Genomic DNA, 23,646 nt, shown 5'->3' on the forward strand with positions numbered 1-23,646 from the left:
TTTATAATCAGTTATTATAATTTAATTTCAAAAGGACTTGCTGGCAAGCCTTCTTTATTGTAAAAATTAGGGTTGTAAGGGTTGTTTGCCCAAGCATATCTAATATATTTCGGATTTAAAACTTCATCGCTCCAAACAATTAATTTATCGCCTTCAATTTTTGCTTGTGCCCATACAAATTCCTTATCATCCCCAGCAATTGCAAACTCACTTATAGATTCTCCATCCTTACTCATTAATCCACTACCAATATGATTGAATGAAATTGTGATTTTATTTCCTTCAACTTTATGTGATTTATAAATAGGTCCTGAATACACCAAATCTTCATTATAGGCTAATTTTAAACCAGCTAAAGCCATACGTTCACCAACACTTTTTTTATCATCTGGATGAATATCATTCCATTCACCCAAATCAATATTTACTACCATAGCAGAATTTGCTATGGAAAGTGATTTTAATTGTGCATCTCTCAATTCTGCCCAATTACTCTCAGTTGGTAAATAGGAAACATCCATAAAATTGGTAAGTTGAGCATAAATAAATGGAATATTAGGACTTTTAAAAACGGTTCTCCAACTATCTGCTAAAGTGTGCATATAACCTGCATATTCTTTAGGGTTACCAGTATTACTTTCACCTTGATACCATAAAACACCTTTGAATGAATAATTTGTAAATGGTGCGACCATAGCATTATAAAGTATGCTTGGTTCGCCTCGATAATTCATTCTTCTTATTCTTGGTTGGTCTTCTTTTTCTGAAATAGAATTTCTTTTTTTAGGATTAAAAACCTGACCAACTTTATAGCTCCAATAGCCTTTTAAATCTATAGTGTCCTTTTCTGTAAATAAGTAATATGGTTTATCTGGCACAAAACCTCCTTTACCACCATAATTAGTTACTCTTACTACAAAAACATTTTTACCTTTTTTTAGAATATTAGCAGAAACCTTATATCTTCTTTGTGGGTATTGGTATGTTTTATTACCTACTTTTTCCCCATTAATATAAAATTCATCTGCATCTACAATTCTACCTAAATACACTTTTGCTTCCTTGCCAACCATAGCATCTGGAATTGTAAATTCTCTTCTATACCATACTATACCATTTAAATCTCTTATGCCTTGGTCTTCCCAATAACCAGGAATATTTATACGTCTCCAATTCTTAGGAACAAATGTTGGATCGTACCATTTTTTTTCGCCAATAAGACCATTGTCTGATGGTTGAGATGTACTAGCAGGTTGTTTTTTATTTAATTCATCTAGGGTTTTTAAAAAATCAGGGTCTCTATTTTCTTCAATAATTTTTTGAACATTTGGATATGCTTTAAAACCTTCTTCAGGAATCCAAGCTTCAATTCTAGATCCTCCAACACTAGCATTTACCAGACCAATTGGAACGTGGTATTTCTCATAGATTTTCTTTGCAAAGAAATAAGCAACTGCAGAGAAAGGTCTTACTTCCTCACCAATAGCTTTTTGCCAGATTCCGCCTTCTAACTGTTCTTGAGGACCATAAACATTTGTAGTATTGGGTATTTTAAAATGGCGGATTTCTGAATAGTTAGCGGTCTTAATTTCATCTGCATAGATAACATCGTGAATATCTAATTGATGCACCATATTAGATTGACCAGAACATAGCCAAACATCTCCAAATAATATGTCATTTACAGAGATTTTATTTTTGCCTTTAAAAGTCATTTTAAAAGGTCCACTAGCTTTTTGAGGTGGTAAATTAAACCCCCAATATCCCTTTTTGTCTGCTTTTGTTTTATAGTTTTTACCTTTAAATGTGAATGTGATTTTTTCTTTAGGTGATGCCCAACCCCAAATTTTAAGGTCTGTATCACGTTGTAAAATTGCACCATCACTAATTAATCTTGGTAATTTTATTTGACCATAGCTGAGTGTGGTAAGTAAAAAAAGTGCGCCTAATAATATGATTGTATTGAATTTCATTATGAATTGTTAATTTTTAATATTTGTAGTTATTTCATTTCTGTATTTTGTAGATAAGAGCTAACATTTTAGTTAACATAAACAGATAGTTCTTGCATTTTTGGCATTCCTAATTGATCACTTCTAGTCATTGGACTAGAGCCGCCAATATAAATTTTGAATTCACCAGATTCAATTATTCTTTCACCTTCATTATTGACAATCTCAAAAGCATTAGGCGATAATTCAAAATTGACTTCTCTTGATTCATTTTCCTTAAATGTAACTCTTTTTACACCAATTAATTGATAATTTGGTGTGTTTACAGAAGCCTCAACATCAGAGATATAAAGTTGAACAATTTCGTCTGCTTCAATACTACTGTCATTCTTTATATTTACAGAAAGAATAATTTTTTCTTCTTTAGTTAGTTTTTGCTTACTCGTTTTTATATTACTGTATTTGAAATTTGCATAACTCAACCCATAACCAAATGGATATAGTGGTTCTTTGTTCATATATTTATAAGTCCTTCCTTTCATCGAATAATCTTCGTATGGTGGAAGTTGATCTAATGATTTAGGGAATGTGATTGGTAATCTACCAGAAGGCGAAATAGCTCCAAAAAGAACATCTGCAACTGCATTTCCACCTTCTTCACCTGGATACCAAACAAATAATACTGCATCTGCAAGTTCTTGCACCTCTGTAAGGTTTACTGGACTTCCACCAGTAATAACTGCTACAATTGGTTTTTTATCCTCTGAATTTCTATCTGCGGTTTTACGAAGTTCTCTTAAATAATTTATTTGATTTTCTGGCAAGTTGTAATCCAACCTATCTCCTGCTGTTGAAGAATCTAAAGAATCTCCTTCTTCACCTTCTAACTGGCTTGAAACTCCTAAAACAACAATAGTTACATCACTATTTCCTGCATGACCAGTTGCATAATTTATTGGATTTATAGAAGGCTTATTAAGCATTGCTCCTAATCTGTATTGTAGTTGACTCGTTGGCTCAATAGCATTACTAATTCCCTCTAGAATACTAACCATATTTGAGTTTACACCATAATAATTACCTAAAAGTATTTCAATACTAGCAGCATTTGGACCAGTAACAAAATATTTTGACAAATTATTTTTTAATGGTAAAATTCCGTTGTTTTTTAAAAGAACAAAGCTTTTTTGTGCCACCTCTTTAGACAATGCTCTGTGAGATTCATTATTAACAATATCAATTGAAATATCATCAAAGGGATTACTTCCTTTAGGGTCAAATAACCCTAGCTTAAATCTAGTTTTCAATAATATTTCTAACTGTTCATCTATTTCTTTTTCTGTGATTAATCCTTCTTTTACAGCATCATTCAAAGCAGTATACGTATTACCACAATTAAGACTTACACCACTTTTTACTGCCAATGCAGCCGCTTGAACTTTAGTTTTAACTACTCCATGACCTCCTTCATTTGGCTGTTTATAATAATCTACCAACGCACTACAATCAGTTAATACATGTCCTTCAAAACCCCATTTATTTTTAAGAACATCAGTGATTAGGTAATTATTAGAGCAACAAGCTTCTCCATTAGTTTGGTTATAAGCACACATTACAGATTCTACTTTTGCATCTACTAATGCTTCAAATGCAGGTAAATATGTTTCCCATAAATCTTTTTGATTTACGACTGCATTAAATTCGTGTCTCACTTTTTCAGGCCCACTATGTACCGCAAAATGTTTTGCACACGCAGCTGTTTTTAAATACTCAGGATTATTACCTTGCAATCCTTTAACAAAAGAAACACCTATTAAAGAAGTCAAAAAAGGATCTTCACCAAAAGTTTCTTGTCCACGTCCCCATCTTGGGTCTCTAAAAATATTGACATTTGGACTCCAAAATGTTAAACCATTATATTGATTATAATAACCTTTTTTTGAAGTTGCGTTATAGATTGCTCTTGCCTCATCAGAAATAACAGATGAAACTTTATAAGCTAAATCTTTATCAAATGTAGCACCTAACCCAATAGCTTGTGGAAAAATTGTTGCAGCACAAGTTCTTCCAACTCCATGCAAAGCCTCATTCCAGTAATCATATGCTGGTATACCAAGTCTACTTACAGCTGGTGTTCCATTCATCATTTGGTCTATCTTCTCTTCAAGTGTTAATCTTGATATTAAATCTAAAACCCTTTCTTCTACAGATAAGCTAGTGTCGTAAAAAGGAAATAAAATTATGACGTTTTTTGAATCAGAATTTATTATATTTAAATCTTCTTTATTTGGAACATTATTTTCCTGACAAGCAATAAATATCAAAGAGATTGCTAAAATATATCTTAGGTAGTGTTTCATAGTATGTTAAAATCTTTAAATCGAGGTAATGATTTCTTAATTAAAAAAAAGGATTAATAGTTTACGCAACCGGTTGCAATTTAAAATTATTTTGTTAAATTTACAACTTATTAACTCTTTTATTTGGGTTAATTCAAAAACAGGTACTATTAAATGAGTACTATTTAAAATTTCTAAATAATTAACAATGATTAAAACCTTTTATAAAACCTTATTAATTTGTTTGTTTTTATCAATACATAATATTTGTTCTGCAAATGACGGTTATAAGCTATGGCTTCAGTATAATTATATAGAAGATAGTGATATAAGAGATAACTATTTATCACATTTAAATTCTGTTCAATATTTTGGAGATTCTGAAACGATAAATGTAATTAAAGAAGAGATTTCTTTAGCTATGAAAAGCCTTTTTGGCAATGATTATTTAAAAAACATTAACAAAAACGGTCTAATAATAGGAGCGACGTCAAATTTAAATACAAAGATACTTAAGAAGTTAAAAAATGAAATTAGTAACATTCAAAAAGATGGTTTTGTTATTAAGCAAGTAAAAATTGGTGGAATAAAACAAATTGTTATTACAGCTAAAACAGACATTGGTGTTTTATATGGAACTTTTAATTTTTTAAAACGATTACAAACACATCAATCAATTGATAAAATTAATGTTATTGATTTTCCTAAGGTAGATATAAGAATGTTAAATCATTGGGATAATTTAGATAGAACAGTTGAACGTGGTTATTCTGGTTTTTCAATTTGGGATTGGCATCGTTTACCTAATTACATAGATACAAGGTATAAAGATTACGCAAGAGCAAATGCTTCTATAGGTATTAATGGTACAGCTTTAACTAATGTAAATTCAAACGCACTTATTTTAACTCCACATTACATAGAAAAGGTAAAAGCAATTGCAGATGTTTTTCGCCCTTATGGAATTAAAGTATACTTAACAGCTCGTTTTTCTGCGCCAATTGAAATTGGAAATTTAGAAACGGCAGATCCTTTAGATGAAAATGTTGCTAAATGGTGGAAAGATAAAACAGCTGAAATATATAAAGAAATACCAGATTTTGGTGGATTTTTAGTAAAAGCGAATTCAGAAGGGCAACCTGGGCCTCAAAACTATGGTAGAAATCATATTGATGGTGCTAATATGTTAGCAGATGCAGTAAAACCTTTTAATGGAATTGTAATGTGGAGAGCATTTGTTTATTCTGAGCACGATCCTGATGATAGAGCTAAACAAGCATATTCTGAGTTTGTACCATATGATGGTCAGTTTAGAGATAATGTATTAATTCAGGTTAAAAACGGAGCTATTGATTTTCAGCCTAGAGAACCTTTCCATCCAATGTTTGGAGCAATGGCAAAAACTAATTTAATGATGGAATTTCAAATTACCCAAGAATATATGGGTCAAGGAACGCATTTAGTGTATCAACCAAAATTATATGAAGAAGTTTTAAAAGCAGATACTTATAGAGAAGGAAAAGGTTCTTTTGTTGCTAAGGTTATTGATGGTAGTTTGCACAATAAAAAAATAACAGGTATTGCAGGAGTTGCAAATATTGGAACAGATATTAATTGGACAGGGCATCACTTTTTACAAGCTAATTGGTATGGATTTGGACGAATGGCTTGGAATCCATATTTAAAATCTTCTGATATCGCAGAAGAATGGATTAAAATGACCTTTACAAATGAAAAAGCTTTTGTTAAACCAGTCAAAAAAATGATGGTTTCATCTAGAGAAACTGTGGTTAATTATATGACTCCATATGGCTTGCATCATATTATGGCTACAGGTCATCATTTTGGACCAGGTCCTTGGGTTGATAATTTATCACGTCCAGAATGGAATCCTGTTTATTATCATAAAGCAGATGAAAATGGAGTTGGATTTAATAGGACAAATACAGGTAGCAATGCAACAGCTCAATATGCATCAGCAGTAAAAGAAATCTACAATAATATTGAAACTACACCAGAAATTTATTTGTTATGGTTTCATCACATTCCATGGGATTATAAACTGAAAAATGGAGAAACCTTATGGAATGGTTTGGCATTAAAATATCAGCAAGGTGTTAATGAAGTTGAAGAAATGAAATCAACATGGAATAGCTTAAAAAAATATATAGATCCTCAAAGGTTTAAAGAAATATCTATGATGTTTGATGTACAATTAAATGATGCAAAATGGTGGAGAGATTCTTGTTTATTATATTTTCAACAATTTTCAAAAAAACCATTACCTAAAGGAGTGGAAAAATCAAAAATAACTTTAGAATATTTTAAATCTTTAAAGTTTCCATTTGCGCCAGGAAATTAAAATATAACTAAAACTAAAATAATGAACAAAACAGCAATAGTAACAGGAGGTTCTTCTGGTTTAGGGTTTGCAACCGCAACTAAATTTTGTAAAAATGGTATTAAAACATATATAATAGGTATTAATGAAATTCAAACAAAAGAAGCCTGTAAAGAATTAGGAGAGAATGCGATTCCAGTAATTTACGATTTAACAAATTTAGATGGAATACCAAAAATGATTAGTGATATAGCCAAAGAAGGTAGTATTGATATTTTGATAAATAATGCAGGTATAAATCTAAAAAAAGAATTTATAGATGTAACTGATGCAGAATTTTTAAAAATTATACATTTAAATATTTTAAGTGTTTTTTCTGTAAGTAGAGAAGTAGTTAAGGTGATGAAAGATTATGGTGGAGGTACTATTGTTAATATTAGTTCTATGGCATCGCAATACGGGATTCCAAAAGTAATTGCATATACAGCAAGTAAAGGAGCAATTGAAGCAATGACAAGAGCTATGGCTGTTGATTTAGCGCAATATGATGTTAGAGTAAATTGTGTTGCCCCAGGTTTTATAAAAACTAAAATGTCTGATAAAGCTTTTAGCGATGAACCTGCAAGAAGAGATAAAGTTTTATCTAGAACACCAATGGGGATTTTAGGTAAACCATCTGATATTGCAGATACTGTATACTTTTATGCTTTAGAAGAGTCTGGTTTTATTACAGGTACAATTTTACCTGTAGATGGTGGTAATAGTATTGGATTTTAATAACACTTATGTATAAACAGCAACAAACAATGCGTTGGTTCGGACCCCAATGATGTTATTGAATTAAAAGATATAAGACAATGTGGTGTAAAAGGTATTGTTACAGCATTATATGAAATTCCTGTTGGTGCTATTTGGTCAGTAGAAGCAATAAAAAAACACCAAGAAATTATTAGAAAAGAAGGAATGGAGTGGACAGTGGTTGAAAGTTTACCGGTTCATGAAGATATAAAAAAGTCAAATGGTAACTATTTACAGCAAATAGAAAACTATAAAATTAGCTTAGAAAACCTTGCAAAATGTAGAATTAATGTAGTGACTTATAATTTTATGACCATTTTAGATTGGGTACGTATAGATCATACATTTGCAAATCAAGATGGAAGTAAAGCATTGCTTTTTAAATAAGTAGCTTGTAATTATTTCGATCTTTTTATATTGTAAAGACCAAATGTAGAAGAAAATTATAGTGATAAATAAATAAAAACAGCTTTAGAATATGGTAATACTTTAACAAAAACAGAAAAAAGAATTATTTTTTAAAAACGTACTTCTTGGTTTATCAGGTAGTAAGGTTAACTTTAATAGAGAACAGATTCTTGATTTATTAGATAACTATAAACACATTAATAACCAGAAGTTAAGAGAAAATCTAGTTTTTTTTTGTCAGAAATAATTCCAACAGCTGAAGCAGTTGATGTAAATATGGCTATACATCCAGATGATCCACCATTTTCTGTTTTAGGATTACCAAGAGTTGTGAGTACGCAAAAAAATCTAGATATAATTTTTCAATCTGTGCCATCGGTTGCAAACGGTTTGTGTTATTGTACAGGATCTCTAGGAGCTGAACCAAATAATGATTTATTAAAAATTATTGATGATTTTTCAGATAGAATTCATTTTTTACATATTAGAAATGTGAAAAGAGAAAATAAAGATGTTTTTAGAGAGTCAGAGCATTTAATTGGTGATAACCAGATAGGTAAATAATGTAAAAGCTGATTTTATTAATGCAGAATAGAAAAATTGAATTGCCTTTAAGACCATACCATGGTTTTTTACTTTCTTTTGAAGATGATAAAGATCAATACTATAGATATTCTTTAGTAGGCAAATTAAAAGGTCTTGCAGAGTTACGTGGACTCGAGTTAGGCTTGATAAATGAGCTGAATTTAACAAATTTTTAATATTTTTTAAAATATTTAACGCAATCGGTTGCGTAAGTGAGGAAAATGTTTATTTTTGTGAAATAAATATTATTTTCTAAAAATATATTTAAAATGATAATATTAACCATTAAAATTAAATATCTGATAAAATGACTAATTTTACTTTATTAAACCAGGCTAATTATAGTAAGTCAAGAAATTTGTTCTTGCTAGCTTTTAGTGTATGGTTATTTATTTTTTCTATTCCTGCCTTTGCGCAGAGTAATATTAAAGTATCTGGAACAGTAACAGATGCAAATGGCATTCCAATACCAGGAGTTTCTGTAATTATTCAGAATACTTCAACAGGGGCAACTTCGGACTTAGATGGTAAGTATACTATTAATGTATCTTCCAATGGTTCTTTAGAGTTTCATTCGTTGGGGTATTTGACAAAAACGATTCCTGTAAATGGTAGAACATCAATTAATGTTCAATTAGAGGAAGATACTCAACAATTAGATGAAATTGTTGTGGTTGGTTATGGTACTCAAAGAAAAGAATCTGTAACAGGCTCTGTAGTATCTATTAAAGCAGAAGATTTGCAAGAAGTACAAACAGCAAACTTTCAGCAAGCATTACAAGGTAGAGCAGCTGGTGTTAATATTAGTACTACTAGTACAAGGCCTGGTGCTGCTCCACAAATTAGAATTCGTGGTGTAAGATCTCTTTCAGGAAACAACGACCCGTTAATTGTACTTAATGGAATACCTTTTTCTGGTGGTCTTAGTGATATTAATTCAAATGATATTGCTAGTTTAGATATCTTAAAAGATGCATCTGCAACTGCAATTTATGGTTCTAGAGGGGCAAATGGTGTTATAATTATAACAACTAAGGCTGGTAAAAAAGGACAAAAAGCAAAATTTTCATATAATACATATTATGCAGCTAAAGAAGTTTTCTCTAAGTACCCTATGATGAATGGAGCTCAATTAACTCAATTAAGAGCTGATGTAGCAGCAAATAATGGAGGAACACCAATTTATGATTTAGGGGGTGATGAAGACTTAGCAAACGATACAGATTGGCAAGATTTATTATTTGGTACTGGTATTCAAACTACACATGATATTAGTGTGCAAGGAGGTTCTGAAAATGGTACATATAATATAGGAATGGGATATTTTAAAGAAACTTCTGTAGTTCCTGGTGATGCTTTTGAAAGATATTCAATAAGAGCTCAAGTAGATCAAGAAGTTGGTACTTTATTTCGTTTCGGATTAAATTCGGTAATGAATTTTAATAAAACAAGTAGTATTGTAGGTATTAATGGTGTTTTGTCAGCATCACCACTATTAAGTCCTTATGATGCTAATGGAGATTTCTTAGAATCAGTTCGTCTTCAAACAGAAGCAGATGATTCTTGGATACCTACAAGAAATGAAATTAGCAGAGTTGGTAATGGCAAAAAAAATGAACAGCTAGATTATGGTTCTTACAATAATATTTATGGTGAAGTTAAAATTCCATGGGTTGATGGCCTAAAATTCCGACTTAACCTTGGTTTAAACTTTAGAACAAGTAGAGATGGTAGTTTTACTGGAAAAGGAGTATTTAATTATAACCCAAATAATAATTCTTCGGCTAGTTATAATAGTTCAATTACTAAAGATTATGTCATTGAAAACCAATTACTTTTCGATAGAACTTTTGCAGATAAACATCAAGTTAATTTTGTGGGATTATTTTCATCACAACAAACAAAATATGATAATGTAGGTTTAGGGGTGCAAAATATACCTAATGAAACGTCTTTATGGTATAATTTAGATGCAGCTCTTTCAGAAGATATAACAAGTTATGGAACAGGTTTTTCTGCTTCAGGTTTATTATCTTATATGGCAAGAGTTATGTATCAATATGATAATCGTTATTTATTTACAGCAACTTTACGTTCAGATGGGTCATCTAGGTTAGCACCAGGCCATAAATGGGTAACTTACCCTGCTATGTCTTTAGGATGGAACATAAAAAATGAGAAATTTATGGAAGATGTTAATGTTGTTAATCAATTAAAATTAAGAGTGGGTTATGGTGAAACTTCAAACCAAGCAGTATCTCCATACTCAACACAAGGAAGATTATCAACAAGAAATTATAACTTTGGTAGTAATTTTTCTACAGGTTATTTTGTGTCTCAATTACCTAACCCAAATTTAGGTTGGGAATTTTCCGAAACATTTAACTATGGTTTAGATTTTGGTTTATTTGATAACAGATTATCTGGTACAGTAGAGTATTATGTAACAAAAACAAGCGATATCTTATATGGTTTAGGTTTACCAGCAACTTCTGGTGTTAGTAGTGTTACAAGTAATATTGGTAAAACTCAAAATAAAGGTTTTGAATTGTCTTTAAATGGAACAATTATCGATAATCCAGATGGAATTACTTGGGATGTAGGAGTTAATCTTTATACTAATAAGAACGAAATCATTGCTTTAGCAACTGGTGAAGAAAGAAATGTTGGTCAACTTTGGTTTGTTGGATCTCCTGTTAATGTAATTTATGATTATCAGAATATTGGGCTTTGGAATGATACAGATTCAGATTATCAATATTTACAAGATTTCGAACCAGGAGGAAACGTTGGTATGGTAAAAGTAAAATATACTGGAGACTATAATGCTGATGGATCTCCTACAAGACAAATAAATGCAGATGATAGAATAGTACAAGATCCAACTCCAGATTTTCAAGGTGGTTTTAATACAAGATTAGCTTATAAAGATTTTGATGTTAGCATGGTTGGAACTTTTCAAAGTGGAGGTACAATTATAAGTACATTACATTCTTCTAACGGATATGTTAATTTACTTACAGGTAGAAGAAATAACGTAGACGTAGATTATTGGACACCAAATAATACAGGAGCAAAATATCCTGCACCAGGAGGTATACAAAGTGGTGATAACCCAAAATATGGTAGTACTTTAGGGTTTTTTGATGGATCTTATTTAAAAGTACGTACAATAACTGCAGGTTACAATTTTAATCAGCCATTTGTTAAGGACTTTGGTTTTGATAAACTACGTGTTTATGCAACAGTACAAAATCCGTTTGTGTTATTTTCTCCTTTTAATAAAGAGTCTGGTTTAGATCCAGAAACGAATTCAGGCGTTAATTCAAATGGAAGTCGTCAAAACGTATCTGTAAATACTTCTAATATTTCAAAAGGAATTCCTACAGTGGGTGCTAATGCTCCATCTACAAGAAATTTTATGATAGGATTAAACTTAACATTTTAAAAGAATTACAATGAGAAAAATTAAAATAAAAATTATATCAATAGCAATTCTTTCAGCTACTTTGCTATTAGGTTCTTGTACCGAAGAGATTTTACAAGAAGAGCCAAGGGGTGTATTTACTCCAGATTTTTTCCAAACCGAACTTGGTGTTCAAGGTGGATTAACATATTTATATGAAAATTTAAGATACTTATATGGGCAACCATATTATTATAACTCATTAGAAACAGGTACAGATGAGTATACTTATGCACAAAGTGCAGATAATAACTTTAAAAATGCAGATTTATCTGGTGTAGGTAACATAATTTCTGATACCTATACAACAAGTGTTGCGTGGAATACAGTTTTTCCAGCGATAAACACTGCAAGTGGTATTATAGAAAATGCAGCTGCAGTAGGTATTGATGCATCAGTTGTAGCAGAAGCTAAGTTTTTTAGAGCTTTTAACTACTTTTTATTAGTGCAACAATATGGTGGTGTTCCCTTAGATTTAGGTTCTGGAGAATTAGTTTTTAATTCTTCAGCTGTAAGAACATCAATTAGAAATACTGTACCAGAGGTTTATACAAAAGGTATTTTTCCAGATTTAGTTGCAGCTATTAATGAGTTGCCAGATTCTCCAAGATTAACTGGTACAGCTACAAAAAATGTTGCAAGACTACATTTAGCAAAAGCATATTTAACTTATGCTTGGTGGTTAGAAAATCCTAATGGAATACCAACATATCCAGAAACTCCTAGGACAGATCCTGATGGAAAAGATGCTTTGTACTATTTCCAACAAGCATATACAATTGCAATGGATGGTATTAACAATCCTGGTCCATACTCATTACAAGAATACTTTTATGATGTACACGTTGGATCTAATGATCGCCATAGCGAAATGATGTTATATGCAGATCGTACAGAAGAAAGTCCTATTTATAATGGTGCAAGTTTAGGTTGGAGTGGAACAGGAGGTAGTGCAAACACAGCTGTTTGGATGGTAACTTCTAATTACACAACAATTAAAGTAGATGATGTTGCTGCAGTTCAACGTGAAGCAGACCAAAGTTTAGGTAGACCTTGGACTCGTATGGCACCAAGTATCAATGTATTTGAAGAAACATTTGCAGAAAAAGATTTAGATTCAAGATACGACGGAACTTTTGTGTCTAGTTATAGAGGTAACTGGGATAAAGGAGGGAATTCAACTCCTTCTTTAACTGCTGCAAATGGAATGCAAATTACACCTGGAGACGCAGTTATATCTTTCTTAGATGATTATGATGCAACTGTAGATTACAGTGTTAATGGAGGTAACCTTGGTGGTGGTGAAGTGGCAGGTAGGTCTGACTATGTAATTAATTTAAATGAAATTAACCGAAGATTTTATCCAGGTTTATGGAAATTAGGAACATATCGTACAGATAATGAAGGAGGTTTAGGACAACCAAATGGAGCTATTACAAGACCTTTTCCAATTGCTAAGTTTTCAGAATTTTACTTTATTGCTGCAGAAGCATATGTAAAGGGAGCTACTGGAGGACAAACTGCTTATCAATTAATTAATGTTATTCGTGGACGTGCAGGTAAATGGCGTTATGATAATGGTGAAAAGTCAGAAAGAATGGAAGATAACAGTGCTGCAATGATTGCTGCTACGCCTTTAGTTGTAGATTTAGATTTTATTTTAGCAGAACGTTCTAGAGAATATTTTGGTGAAGGTTATAGATGGTTAGATTTAGTGCGTACACAAAAATGGGCAGAGTATGCAGCTTCTTATAAAATTGCAAGTAATGATGCTAGTGATCATTCACCAACTACTACCAATAGAACTATTGAGAAATTCCATTATTTAAGACCAATACCACAAAGTCAAATAGATGATTTAGATATGTCTGATGATGAAAAATCAGCATATCAAAACCCTGGTTATTAAAATATGAAATATGCTATATTTATATAGCTTTCAAAAGAAAAATAATTTTTGAGTTATTTATATTTGAATTGTTGGAAAAAGGTTGTCTTCAAAAATAGACAACCTTTTTTATTATTATATTAGTATAAAATTCAAGTAAAAAATAATTTTTAAAAATATAACACTAAAAGAATAGCTTAGTTTTAATGAAAAAAGTACTTGGTATTTCGGCATTTTATCACGATTCAGCTGCTGCTTTAATAATAGACGGTAAAGTTCTGTATGCGGCTCAAGAAGAGCGTTTTAGTAGAGTAAAAAACGATGCAAATTTTCCTGAAGAAGCTATTAAATATTGCCTTTTTGAATCTGGACTAGCTATTGATGATATAGATGCAATCGCTTTTTATGACAAACCTTTTTTAAAGTTTGAAAGACTTCTAGAAACTTATTATGCTTTTTCTCCTAAAGGTTTTAAATCTTTTGATAAAGCAATGCCAACTTGGTTAAAAGAAAAATTATTTATTAAACAAATCATAAAAAAAAGATTAAAAAAATTAAGTAAAAAAGATAAATTACCTAAGATTACAATCTTTTTTCCAGAGCATCATCTATCTCATATTGCAAGTGCTTTTTATACATCACCTTATAAAAAAAGTGCATTTTTAACAGTTGATGGAGTAGGAGAATGGACAACAACTTCATTTGGTGTTGCCTCAGCTGAAAAAGGTATAGAAGTAATGGGTGAAATTCAATTTCCAGACTCAATAGGTTTGTTTTATTCTTCTTTTACTTATTATTTAGGTTTTGAAGTTAATAAAGGTGAATATAAAATGATGGGACTTGCTCCTTACAGCAACTTACAAACTGAACAAGCAATTAAATTTATTAAAATTATAAAAGAAAATTTAATTGATATTAAAGATGATGGTTCTATTAAGCTAAATAAAAAATATTTTGATTATCCTGTTGGATTAAGAATGGTAAACCCCAAAAAGTGGGAAAAATTATTTGGATTTATAAAGAAAAAACCAGAAGATAAATTAACACAAACACATGCTGATTTAGCTTTTGCTGCACAAAAAGTTACTGAAGAAATTTTAGTAAAATTAATTAACCACATTAAAAAAGTTACAAATACAGATAATTTATGTTTTGCAGGTGGTGTTGCTTTAAATTGTGTTGCCAATTCAGTATTATATAATCAAAAAGTATTTAAAGACATTTTTGTACAACCAGCTGCAGGAGATGCAGGTGGTGCAATTGGTGCTGCATTAATTACATATTATTTGAATTCAAATTCAATATTTAATGGATTAAAAGAACCTTTTAATAATTATTTAGGCCCCAGATATTCTGACTTAGAAATTGAAAGAATATTAAGAAAAAACAAATGCAGTTTTACACATTATGAATCAGATGAAGAATTATTGGAAGTAACAGCAAAATTTATAGCGAATAAAAAAGTAGTTGGTTGGTTTTCTGGAAGAACAGAATTTGGTCCAAGAGCTTTAGGTAATAGAAGTATTTTGGCAGATGCAACAGATAGGGATATGCAATCTGTACTTAATTTAAAAATTAAATTTAGAGAAAGTTTTAGACCATTTGCTCCTGCAGTTTGTGAAGAAGATTTTGATACTTATTTTGAACCGGGTAAGCATTCAAAATATATGTTGTTTACCAATCAATTAAAACAAGATTTAAGATTAAATTTACCCAACAATTTTAATGAACTATCTCTTGAAGAAAAAAGAAATTTACCAAAATCTAAACTACCTGCAGTAACACATATAGATTATTCTGCGAGAGTACAAGTGGTCCAAAAAGAAATGAATACAAGGTTTTGGAATTTAATACAAACTTATAAAAATCAAACAGGAAATGGAGTTGTAATTAATACAAGTTTTAATGTAAAAGATGAGCCAATTGTAAATAAACCTGAAGAAGCTTATATGTGTTTTAAAAATACAGATATGGATGTATTAGTAATAGAGAATTATGTAATTTTAAAGTAAATGGAATTTATTAAAGAATTTTTCCTTTTTTTAAAGGAACGAAAAAAATGGTGGTTATTTCCACTAATATTTATTTTTATGGTTTTAGGTGGGTTAATATTTTTAACTAACGGATCTGCTTTGGCTCCTTTTATTTATAGTCTATTCTAATGAAAAAAGAAAAAACTTTTGAAACCATTATAGTTTTAGCTTTGGCATCTTTAATATGTTTTTTGCTTTTTAATGTAAAATGGCTTGTTTACTTGTCTGTTGTGTTTTTAGTAATTCCATTAATTTCATTAAAAATAGCTCTAATCATTGCAAATATTTGGTTAACTTTTTCTAACTATTTAGGATTAATAATGAACTATATTTTGATGTTTGTATGCTTTTATTTTATTTTAGTTCCAATATCTTTTCTGCAAAAAGTTTTTGGAGGTAATCAAATTCTTAAAAAACAAAAAGGAGATTCGTATTTTATAAAAAGGAATCATCTATTTACAAAAAACGACATTAAAAATCCTTGGTAAATTATTTTTGTTTTAACTGATTTATTTTTTTTGAATAATAATTAGCATAATCTCTATTATTCATTTTTAAACAAATTTCTCTAGCCATTTCATAAACTTTAGTTTGTTCAGGAAATTCTGATATTAAAGATTGGGCTACTTTTAAAGCATTCTTATAATCTTTATTATTGTTGTAAGTATGGTAAGCTTCTCTCATTACATTTTGCCATTCTTCTCTACCTGCATAAAGATTAATTGCCTTTTTTTCCTCGTAAGTTGGTTTTAAAATATAATTATATTGAGCAATTGGGTTTGTACCAGACATATTTAATTTATAAGGCCAAGAATTTTTTAAATCTTGCACAATAAACTTACCTTTAATAGAGTCTATGCGAGTTATTGAAATATCATTAAAAGCTTCATCATAAGAGATAAAATGATTCCAATTATCTAAAATTTTTATCTCTTTAATTTTATTGTAAAAAGCATCTGCCAAAATAAAATTCCCTTTTACATTTGGATGAACGTGTTCTGTTAACACATCATTATCAATAAATCCACTTTTAGATTTTTTTTGCATAGCTTTTCTTGAATCTAGAAGATATACCCCTTGTTTTTTAGATAATTCATTGATGATAATATCATTTACTTTTTCAGGAGCACGAAATCGAAGCATATCTAATTCTTTTGCTAAATGAAAGTATTTTTTAGCTGAATCTTGTTGTTTATTTAAATAAAACTGCCCCATTTTATACGCAGCTTTTGCGTTACTATTTGCAGTTTTAAAAGCTTCACTTTTATTACTTTTTAAATTTTTATCAAATTTATTTTCATTAAAATCATCACTAATAAAAGGTTTTATATCTTTTTTGTTTGATATTACTGTTGATAAAATTACAGGAATATTATTGCTAGCATACTTATCTAAAGCTTTGTTAATATTACTTTTAAATTGATTAATTCCAGCATTATAAACATCAGAATTATAAGGAATTTGTTGTTCTTTGGCCATAACCTCCATTAAAGTGGTTTCTTTAACAGTATATTTTGATTTTTCATTAGGTTTAAAAACTTTTGAATATCCATTTTCAAACAGTTGAAAAAATCTAAAATTCTTTAACTTTAAATAACTTCTAACTATTGCTGGGTAATTACCAATAGATATAGAAGATCCTACACCTAAAGCTCCATAATACTCATTATGACCTGCGTAAATTATTACTAAATCTGGTTTTTGTGCAATTATTTTATCAGATAAATCCCATAAAGTGTATGAATTTACTGCTGTTATACCCGTGTTTATTATTTCTATATTTTTATCAGGAAAAGTTAGTGAAAGTCTATGTTTTAGTATTCTTGGAAAAGAGCCGTTTTTGTAAAAAGGAAAACCAACAACAGTAGATGCTCCTTGAATAAAAACTCTAAAAGTATTTTCGGTTTTTTCTCTTAAAAATAAATCAGATTGATTATCAGAATTGAAACCAGTATTCTTAAAATATTTTTTAGAAATACCAGAATTCATTACCAGATATTCTGTGTTGTTTTCTGAGGTGATTTTATTAAAAAGATTATAATTTTCTCCATAATTAAATATTCCTAAAATTAATTCTAAGATAAAAATTAGTATTAAAGGAAGACTAAGAGCAATAAATTTAAATATAAGTTTATTTTTCAAAATTAAATGATTTGAAAATAATTAGTATTTTAAAGTTTGATTATTAAACAACCGGTTGCAATGTTAAGTAATATATGCATATTATACAAAAAATAATCTTATTATATTAAAAATGAAGTTAACACTAAAACTCTTCCAAACCCTTGTAGTTCTTATTATTATAGGTTATTGTAAGTATAAAAATGATGTTAAAAAGAAAAAAGTTAAAGAAGAAAATCTTTTCACGCTGCTATCTAACAACAAAACTAATATTCATTTTAAAAATACTATTAAAAAAACAACATATTTTATGCTTTAAATTATTATAACACCTACAATGCTGGAGGTGTTGCAAAAGGAGATATAAATATTGATGGTTTACAAGATGTTTATTTTACATAAAATCAAAATTTTAATAAACTTTATGTAAACAAAGTTGGCTTTAAGTTTAAGGATATTAAAACAAAAGCCAATGTTAAAGATGATAAAGGTGAAGCAATTTTTATTTCAGAATTTCCCCAAAAAAAAATAGTAAACATCAAAGCTTAAGAAAAAAGTAAACTGGTAAATTTTATTAAAATTCAAAACCCAAAACTTTGGGAGCCTCCACCAATTTATAATCCTAATCTTTATGAAGCTATTTCTAATTCTAAAGACAATTTTGTAGAATCAGGGTTTATATGAACTCTTAAAATTATAAAGCCTAATTTTCAATTTCCTTCACCAAAGACTAAATCACGTTCTGTTTTGTTTAAATCTGTTCTCAATACAGGGTGATTAATGACTGTAAAACCTTGAGTTTTTTGAAATTTCACATTAGTAACTACTCTTATCTTTGTATATAAGCTTAGTTCGATAACATTTTTTATTTCATTTTGGCTTTTAATTTTACTACATAAAATTACAGTCAATAGCCACAACATTGCAATTAATTACTTTAAATGCTTCATAATTATAGGGTAAATTTGGTTGAAAAGTATAAATATACGCCACGATTACTTAATTTAAATTAATATTTGATTTTCATTAATGTTAGGGATGTATCTCTAAAATAACTCTCTTATATCTTGATAATGAAGGGCTCCCTTTGTCTGAGACCTTAAGTATAATATGAATAGTTTCTGTTTTTTTAACTTTTGGAGCTGTTCCATTAATTCCATGAGAATTTTCTGGTTGTCCTAATTTAAATTCTCCTTTAAATGAACCAGCTTCTAAATAAGGAAACCAAAGAAAACTGAGATTATCTCCATCTGGATCATATGAGTTAAAAGCATCTAAATGAAAGGATTCGCCAGATTTTAATTTTATTCTGTCAGAATGAGATAAAACAGGTATTGGTGGATGATTGGAGTTTTCAAATGTATTTAAACACCAATCCATTCGAGCTGCAAAGTCGTTTTGTAAATCGTCTCTCCAACGCCAAAGTGTTTCTTTATAACCGGTAAAAGAAATCGTATCCAAACCAACAGCTCTACCATATTTTTTTTTAACAAATGGTGTAAATTTATCAATTGCATTAGTCCAAATTTTTCTAGTTTCAGCTGCAATTGCAACAATAGAACTACCATCTTTTCTGTTTTCAAATTTTGGCTTGTAGAATTCATAGCGACCACCCCAACTTCCCCATTCTGGATGTTCAGCATTATTTAAACCATTAGGAATTAAATGTAAAAAAGCAGGAGTATCACCTTCAACTCCCCAAGAAACATCTGGGTAAACAGCACCAAGAGGGCCATGGTTTTGCTGTATGTTCTCTGCAAACCAAGAATTACTTATAGTTTTATTATCAATTCCCTTTACAACAAAATTAATTCCTGTCCATGTTGCTTCACTATAATTATCACCAGGACTTACAATATAAAATAATTTAGGAAAATTATTACGAATCCACAAACCACTATCATCTTGATCAGAAATGGTATATACTCTAAGTTTAGCAATTAACCTTGCAGCTTCTTTTTTACTTTTTGTTTTTTTAATTTTATGAAGAGATTGTGCTAAAGTGTTTACTCCTCCCCAAACAGAAATCCATAAAGGTCTATCATCTTTTTCTTCCAAAATTTTTATAATCCAATCAGACCCTTCAGAATCCATACCTTTTCCTACGCCTGTCATTCCATATTTAGGTAAACCACTTTTAACCATATTTAAAAGTTTTTCTTCTTTAGGAAAACCTTGCTCATGTTTCAATAAATTTGCTTGTATTTTTCCATAAGCATTTATAACTCTTTTTATAGATTCTGGATTTACTTTTGATGTATACCAACATGATGTTGTAGCTACTAATCCTTTAATATCTATTTGATTAGAGTATAAAAATAATCGAACCAAAGATTGTGTGTCATCAGGATCAGCTTCTATATCTGTTAAAATTATAACTCTGTTTTTAACAGGTTCTTGAGCATCAAGTGTAATAATATTGCATGTGAAACATAAAACGGTTAAAAATATAATTGTTAGTGATTTATGTTTTATAAAATAAGGTTGATTTATCATAACTACTAAGTTTTTTATAAATATAAAAACAAATAAACGAAAATAAACGAAAATAAAACAAAGTATATGAAAAAAATAATTATATTTGTAAAGCCTTATTTTAAAAAAAAACTTTAAAATCTAACATGTTAGCTACTCAGCGAAAAGAAAAAATATTAGAATTATTAAATGAAGATGGTTCTGCAAAAGTAAATAGTTTGTCTAAAATTTTTAAAGTATCAGAGGTAACTATAAGGCAAGATTTAGAAAAATTAGAAAAAGAAGGGCTTGTTGTAAGAGAGCATGGTGGTGTTCACCTAAAAAACTTAGAAGGCCAAGTAAAAAGCTTTTCTTTGTCTCAACAAACAAATCTTATACAAAAAGAAAGTATTGCAATTAAATGTACAGAGCTAATTGAGCCAGGAGATACAATAATTTTAGATTCTGGATCAACAACCACAGAGATTGCAAAAAAAATAATAAATATTAATGGGTTAACTGTAATTACAAATGCATTAAATATAGCTTTGATGCTTGGTGCTAATCCTAATATTGAAGTTGTAATGACAGGTGGTGAGTTTAAAGCACCAACTTTGTCTTTAACAGGGCAAAAAGCAGCAGATTTTTTTAAAGGATTAAATGTGCAAAAGTTGTTTTTGGCAACAGCTGGTATTACTTTAAAATCTGGGTTAACATATCCAAGTATTAGTGACTTAATTGTAAAAAAAGCAATGATTGATGCTGCAGAAACCACGTATTTGGTTGCAGATTCAACAAAATTCGGTAAAAGTGCTTTTGCAAGTTTAGGAGCTTTATCTCTTATAGATTATATTATTACGGATGAAGAAATCAATAAAAAATACAAACAAAAATTTAGTGATAATGACATTAAATTAATTATTTCAAGTAAAGAGTAATTTTTTTTTGGATTAAAAATGCAATCGGTTGCGTTAAAATTAAATGAAAGTTAAAAATGATAAAAAAAAATACATTAGGAGTAATCATAGGTAATAGAGATTTTTTCCCAGACAGTTTAGTTGAAAAAGCTAGAACTGAAATTATTGATGTTTTAGGTAAATTAAACATTAAACCAATTCTTACAGAAACAACAGATACTAAATTAGGTGGAGTAGAAACCTATAAGGACTCTCAAAAATGTGCTAATTTATTTAAAAGATATAGTGATGAAATTTCAGGTATTTTAGTTTTGTTACCAAATTTTGGTGATGAAAGAGGTGTTGCAGACACTCTGAAATTAGCAAACTTAAATGTGCCTGTTCTAATTCAAGCGTATCCAGACGAACTATCTAAAATGAATGTTGCAAATAGAAGAGATTCATGGTGTGGTAAAATATCTGTCTGTAACAATTTATATCAATATGGAATTAAATATTCATTAACAAGTCAACATGTTTCTTATCCATCAGACCAAAATTTTCAAAAAGATTTAAATGATTTTGTTGCTGTTTGTAGAGTAGTAAAAGGTATGAAAAACATCAGAATAGGTGCAATTGGTGCAAGACCAGGAGCGTTTAACACAGTTCGTTATTCAGAAAAAATATTGCAAAGAAATAGCATAACAGTAGTGACTGCTGATTTGTCTGAAATTTTAGGAAAAGCTGAAAAACTTACAAAAGATGATGCTTCTGTAAAACGACATATAGAGACAATAAATGCATATGCACCAAAAGGCAAAACACCAGATGCTGCTATGATTCAAATGGCAAAATTAGATGTGGTTTTACAAGAATATGTTGAGGAATATGAGTTAGATGCAACAGCAATACAATGTTGGACATCCTTACAACAGAATTTTGGATGCAATGTTTGTACAAGTATGAGTATTATGTCAGAAAATATGTTGCCATCAGCTTGTGAGGTAGATGTAACAGGAACTTTAAGTATGTATGCAATGCAATTGGCTTCAGGTTCTCCAAGTGCATTAGTAGATTGGAATAACAATTATGCAGACGACTCAAACAAATGTGTGCTTTTTCATTGTGGAAACTGGGCAAAATCATTTTTGCCGAATATTGAAATAAGCAATGCACCAATTTTAGGAACTAGTGTTGGTGTTGAAAATACCTATGGAGCTCTAGATGGTCGAACACCAGCAATGCCGCTCACGTATGGAAGAATTAGTACAGATGATCCTAAAGGAATTATAAAAGCTTATTTGGGAGAAGGTGAATTAACCAACGATCCTTTAAAAACATTTGGAAATAAAGCAGTTGCAAAAATCAACAATCTACAAGGTTTAATGAATTATGTATGTAAAAATGGTTTTGAACATCACGTAGTTATGAATGCATCAAAAACTGGTACTATTTTAGAAGAAGCCCTAGGTAATTATATGGGGTGGGAAGTTTATAATCATAAAGGTTAAATCGATTGATTAAAATTTTTAAATTAAAATGACGATATCAGAATTAGAACGTAAATCAATAGAATTGAGAAAAAAAATTCTCAGTTATATCTACAATGTAAAAGCAGGTCATACAGGTGGCAGTCTTTCTTGTATTGATATTATTAATGTGCTTTATAATAGGGTTTTAAATATTGATGCTAATAATTTTAGTGATTCCAAAAGAGATAGATATATTCAAAGTAAAGGACATTGTGTTGAAGCTTTATTTGTAACACTTGCAGATTGTGGTTTTTTTTCAGAAGAAGATTTACAAACAGGTTGCCAGTATAAATCACATTACATTGGTCATCCTACCAAAAAGGTAAATGGAATTGAACAAAATACAGGTGCTTTAGGTCATGGATTATCCATTTGTGTTGGTGAAGCTTTGGCAGCTAAAATGGATAATAAAAAACATAAAGTATTTACACTTTTAGGTGATGGAGAAATGGCAGAAGGTTCTAATTGGGAAGCATTTCAATCTGCAGCACATTACAAGTTGGACAACCTATTTGCCATACTAGATTATAACAAACAGCAAATTTCAGGTAGTAATAAAGAGGTTATGAATCCTATTTCCTTCAAAGAAAAATTACAAGTATTTGGTTGGGCTGTTAAAGAAGTAGATGGTCATAATATTAAAGAATTAGTACAAACTTTAAATGATGGCCCTTTTGAAAAAGAAAAACCAAGTTTCATAATTGCGCATACTATTAAAGGTAGAGGGGTAAGTTTTATGGAAGGTGTTTTAAAATGGCATCATGGAGTGCCAACTGAAGAACAATATTTACAAGCGCAAAAAGAATTAGAAACTTTAGAACAAGCACTATAAA

At 29.9% G+C, this 23,646-nt stretch carries 17 protein-coding genes; 13 read left to right on the forward strand and 4 right to left on the reverse strand.

What is annotated here, in order from left to right:
• Positions 1 to 14: 14 nt before the first annotated feature.
• Both BW723_RS10315 and BW723_RS10320 read right to left on the reverse strand, forming a co-directional pair.
• Positions 15 to 1,973 (reverse strand): sialate O-acetylesterase, encoded by a 1,959-nt coding sequence (locus BW723_RS10315; protein WP_068365361.1) that lies wholly within the window; start codon positions 1,971 to 1,973, stop codon positions 15 to 17.
• A gap of 68 nt (positions 1,974 to 2,041) precedes the next feature.
• Positions 2,042 to 4,312: a glycoside hydrolase family 3 C-terminal domain-containing protein gene (locus tag BW723_RS10320; protein ID WP_083139952.1), complete on the reverse strand. Its 2,271-nt coding sequence runs from the start codon at positions 4,310 to 4,312 to the stop codon at positions 2,042 to 2,044.
• A gap of 187 nt (positions 4,313 to 4,499) precedes the next feature.
• Here BW723_RS10320 and BW723_RS10325 point away from each other — a divergent pair, with 187 nt between their 5' ends.
• From BW723_RS10325 to BW723_RS10355, 10 genes are all read left to right on the forward strand, one after another.
• Positions 4,500 to 6,653 (forward strand): alpha-glucuronidase family glycosyl hydrolase, encoded by a 2,154-nt coding sequence (locus BW723_RS10325; protein ID WP_068365358.1) that lies wholly within the window; start codon positions 4,500 to 4,502, stop codon positions 6,651 to 6,653.
• Positions 6,654 to 6,674: 21 nt separating this feature from the next.
• Positions 6,675 to 7,409, forward strand: a complete 735-nt coding sequence (locus tag BW723_RS10330; RefSeq protein ID WP_068365356.1) for an SDR family NAD(P)-dependent oxidoreductase — start codon at positions 6,675 to 6,677, stop codon at positions 7,407 to 7,409.
• A 96-nt stretch (positions 7,410 to 7,505) separates the two neighbouring features.
• Positions 7,506 to 7,817 (forward strand): mannonate dehydratase, encoded by a 312-nt coding sequence (locus BW723_RS17985; RefSeq protein WP_237150091.1) that lies wholly within the window; start codon positions 7,506 to 7,508, stop codon positions 7,815 to 7,817.
• Positions 7,818 to 8,072: 255 nt separating this feature from the next.
• Positions 8,073 to 8,402 carry a mannonate dehydratase gene (locus BW723_RS17990; RefSeq protein WP_226789277.1) on the forward strand — a complete coding sequence of 110 codons (330 nt, stop codon included), beginning with the start codon at positions 8,073 to 8,075 and terminating at the stop codon, positions 8,400 to 8,402.
• 20 nt (positions 8,403 to 8,422) lie between these two features.
• Positions 8,423 to 8,599 (forward strand): hypothetical protein, encoded by a 177-nt coding sequence (locus BW723_RS17995; RefSeq protein ID WP_226789278.1) that lies wholly within the window; start codon positions 8,423 to 8,425, stop codon positions 8,597 to 8,599.
• Between the two features lie 131 nt (positions 8,600 to 8,730).
• Positions 8,731 to 11,871 carry a SusC/RagA family TonB-linked outer membrane protein gene (locus BW723_RS10340; RefSeq protein WP_068365353.1) on the forward strand — a complete coding sequence of 1,047 codons (3,141 nt, stop codon included), beginning with the start codon at positions 8,731 to 8,733 and terminating at the stop codon, positions 11,869 to 11,871.
• 10 nt (positions 11,872 to 11,881) lie between these two features.
• Positions 11,882 to 13,798 carry a RagB/SusD family nutrient uptake outer membrane protein gene (locus tag BW723_RS10345; RefSeq protein WP_068365350.1) on the forward strand — a complete coding sequence of 639 codons (1,917 nt, stop codon included), beginning with the start codon at positions 11,882 to 11,884 and terminating at the stop codon, positions 13,796 to 13,798.
• A gap of 185 nt (positions 13,799 to 13,983) precedes the next feature.
• Entirely contained in the window at positions 13,984 to 15,789 is a 1,806-nt protein-coding gene (locus BW723_RS10350; protein WP_068365347.1) for a carbamoyltransferase family protein, read from the forward strand.
• On the forward strand, positions 15,790 to 15,939 hold the full coding sequence (locus tag BW723_RS18000; protein WP_226789279.1) for a DUF5989 family protein: 150 nt from the start codon (positions 15,790 to 15,792) through the stop codon (positions 15,937 to 15,939).
• Positions 15,939 to 16,298: a hypothetical protein gene (locus tag BW723_RS10355; RefSeq protein WP_068365345.1), complete on the forward strand. Its 360-nt coding sequence runs from the start codon at positions 15,939 to 15,941 to the stop codon at positions 16,296 to 16,298. The genes BW723_RS18000 and BW723_RS10355 overlap by 1 nt, the downstream gene beginning before the upstream one ends.
• Position 16,299: 1 nt before the next feature.
• Here the strand turns inward: BW723_RS10355 and BW723_RS10360 are convergent, their stop codons facing one another.
• Together BW723_RS10360 and BW723_RS10375 are read right to left on the reverse strand one after the other, a co-directional pair.
• Positions 16,300 to 17,952, reverse strand: coding sequence for an SGNH/GDSL hydrolase family protein (locus BW723_RS10360; protein WP_068365342.1), 1,653 nt, complete (start codon positions 17,950 to 17,952; stop codon positions 16,300 to 16,302).
• Positions 17,953 to 18,963: 1,011 nt separating this feature from the next.
• Entirely contained in the window at positions 18,964 to 20,427 is a 1,464-nt protein-coding gene (locus BW723_RS10375) for a nucleoside hydrolase-like domain-containing protein (protein ID WP_083139949.1), read from the reverse strand.
• 125 nt (positions 20,428 to 20,552) lie between these two features.
• Between BW723_RS10375 and BW723_RS10380 the strand changes: the two genes are divergently transcribed.
• The 3 genes from BW723_RS10380 to BW723_RS10390 are packed head-to-tail and all read left to right on the forward strand — an operon-like array spanning position 20,553 to position 23,645.
• Positions 20,553 to 21,323 carry a DeoR/GlpR family DNA-binding transcription regulator gene (locus BW723_RS10380; RefSeq protein WP_068365333.1) on the forward strand — a complete coding sequence of 257 codons (771 nt, stop codon included), beginning with the start codon at positions 20,553 to 20,555 and terminating at the stop codon, positions 21,321 to 21,323.
• A 56-nt stretch (positions 21,324 to 21,379) separates the two neighbouring features.
• A complete protein-coding gene (locus tag BW723_RS10385; protein ID WP_068365329.1) occupies positions 21,380 to 22,792 on the forward strand; it encodes an L-fucose/L-arabinose isomerase family protein in 1,413 nt (470 codons plus the stop codon).
• A 28-nt stretch (positions 22,793 to 22,820) separates the two neighbouring features.
• Complete coding sequence (locus tag BW723_RS10390) at positions 22,821 to 23,645, forward strand: transketolase (RefSeq protein ID WP_068365328.1); 825 nt, start codon at positions 22,821 to 22,823, stop codon at positions 23,643 to 23,645.
• Position 23,646 lies beyond the last annotated feature (1 nt).

It is taken from the genome of Polaribacter reichenbachii, from assembly GCF_001975665.1.
GTDB lineage: Bacteria > Bacteroidota > Bacteroidia > Flavobacteriales > Flavobacteriaceae > Polaribacter > Polaribacter reichenbachii.

Bases quoted from the DNA above. Each gene is read 5' to 3' on its own strand.
- BW723_RS10350 (WP_068365347.1), top strand. From the start codon at position 13,984: ATGAAAAAAGTACTTGGTATTTCGGCATTTTATCACGATTCAGCTGCT.
- BW723_RS10325 (WP_068365358.1), top strand. From the start codon at position 4,500: ATGATTAAAACCTTTTATAAAACCTTATTAATTTGTTTGTTTTTATCA.
- BW723_RS10380 (WP_068365333.1), top strand. From the start codon at position 20,553: ATGTTAGCTACTCAGCGAAAAGAAAAAATATTAGAATTATTAAATGAA.
- BW723_RS10340 (WP_068365353.1), top strand. From the start codon at position 8,731: ATGACTAATTTTACTTTATTAAACCAGGCTAATTATAGTAAGTCAAGA.
- BW723_RS10330 (WP_068365356.1), top strand. From the start codon at position 6,675: ATGAACAAAACAGCAATAGTAACAGGAGGTTCTTCTGGTTTAGGGTTT.
- BW723_RS10320 (WP_083139952.1), bottom strand. From the start codon at position 4,312: ATGAAACACTACCTAAGATATATTTTAGCAATCTCTTTGATATTTATT.
- BW723_RS17995 (WP_226789278.1), top strand. From the start codon at position 8,423: ATGCAGAATAGAAAAATTGAATTGCCTTTAAGACCATACCATGGTTTT.
- BW723_RS10345 (WP_068365350.1), top strand. From the start codon at position 11,882: ATGAGAAAAATTAAAATAAAAATTATATCAATAGCAATTCTTTCAGCT.
- BW723_RS18000 (WP_226789279.1), top strand. From the start codon at position 15,790: ATGGAATTTATTAAAGAATTTTTCCTTTTTTTAAAGGAACGAAAAAAA.
- BW723_RS10315 (WP_068365361.1), bottom strand. From the start codon at position 1,973: ATGAAATTCAATACAATCATATTATTAGGCGCACTTTTTTTACTTACC.
- BW723_RS10385 (WP_068365329.1), top strand. From the start codon at position 21,380: ATGATAAAAAAAAATACATTAGGAGTAATCATAGGTAATAGAGATTTT.
- BW723_RS10390 (WP_068365328.1), top strand. From the start codon at position 22,821: ATGACGATATCAGAATTAGAACGTAAATCAATAGAATTGAGAAAAAAA.
- BW723_RS10375 (WP_083139949.1), bottom strand. From the start codon at position 20,427: ATGATAAATCAACCTTATTTTATAAAACATAAATCACTAACAATTATA.
- BW723_RS10355 (WP_068365345.1), top strand. From the start codon at position 15,939: ATGAAAAAAGAAAAAACTTTTGAAACCATTATAGTTTTAGCTTTGGCA.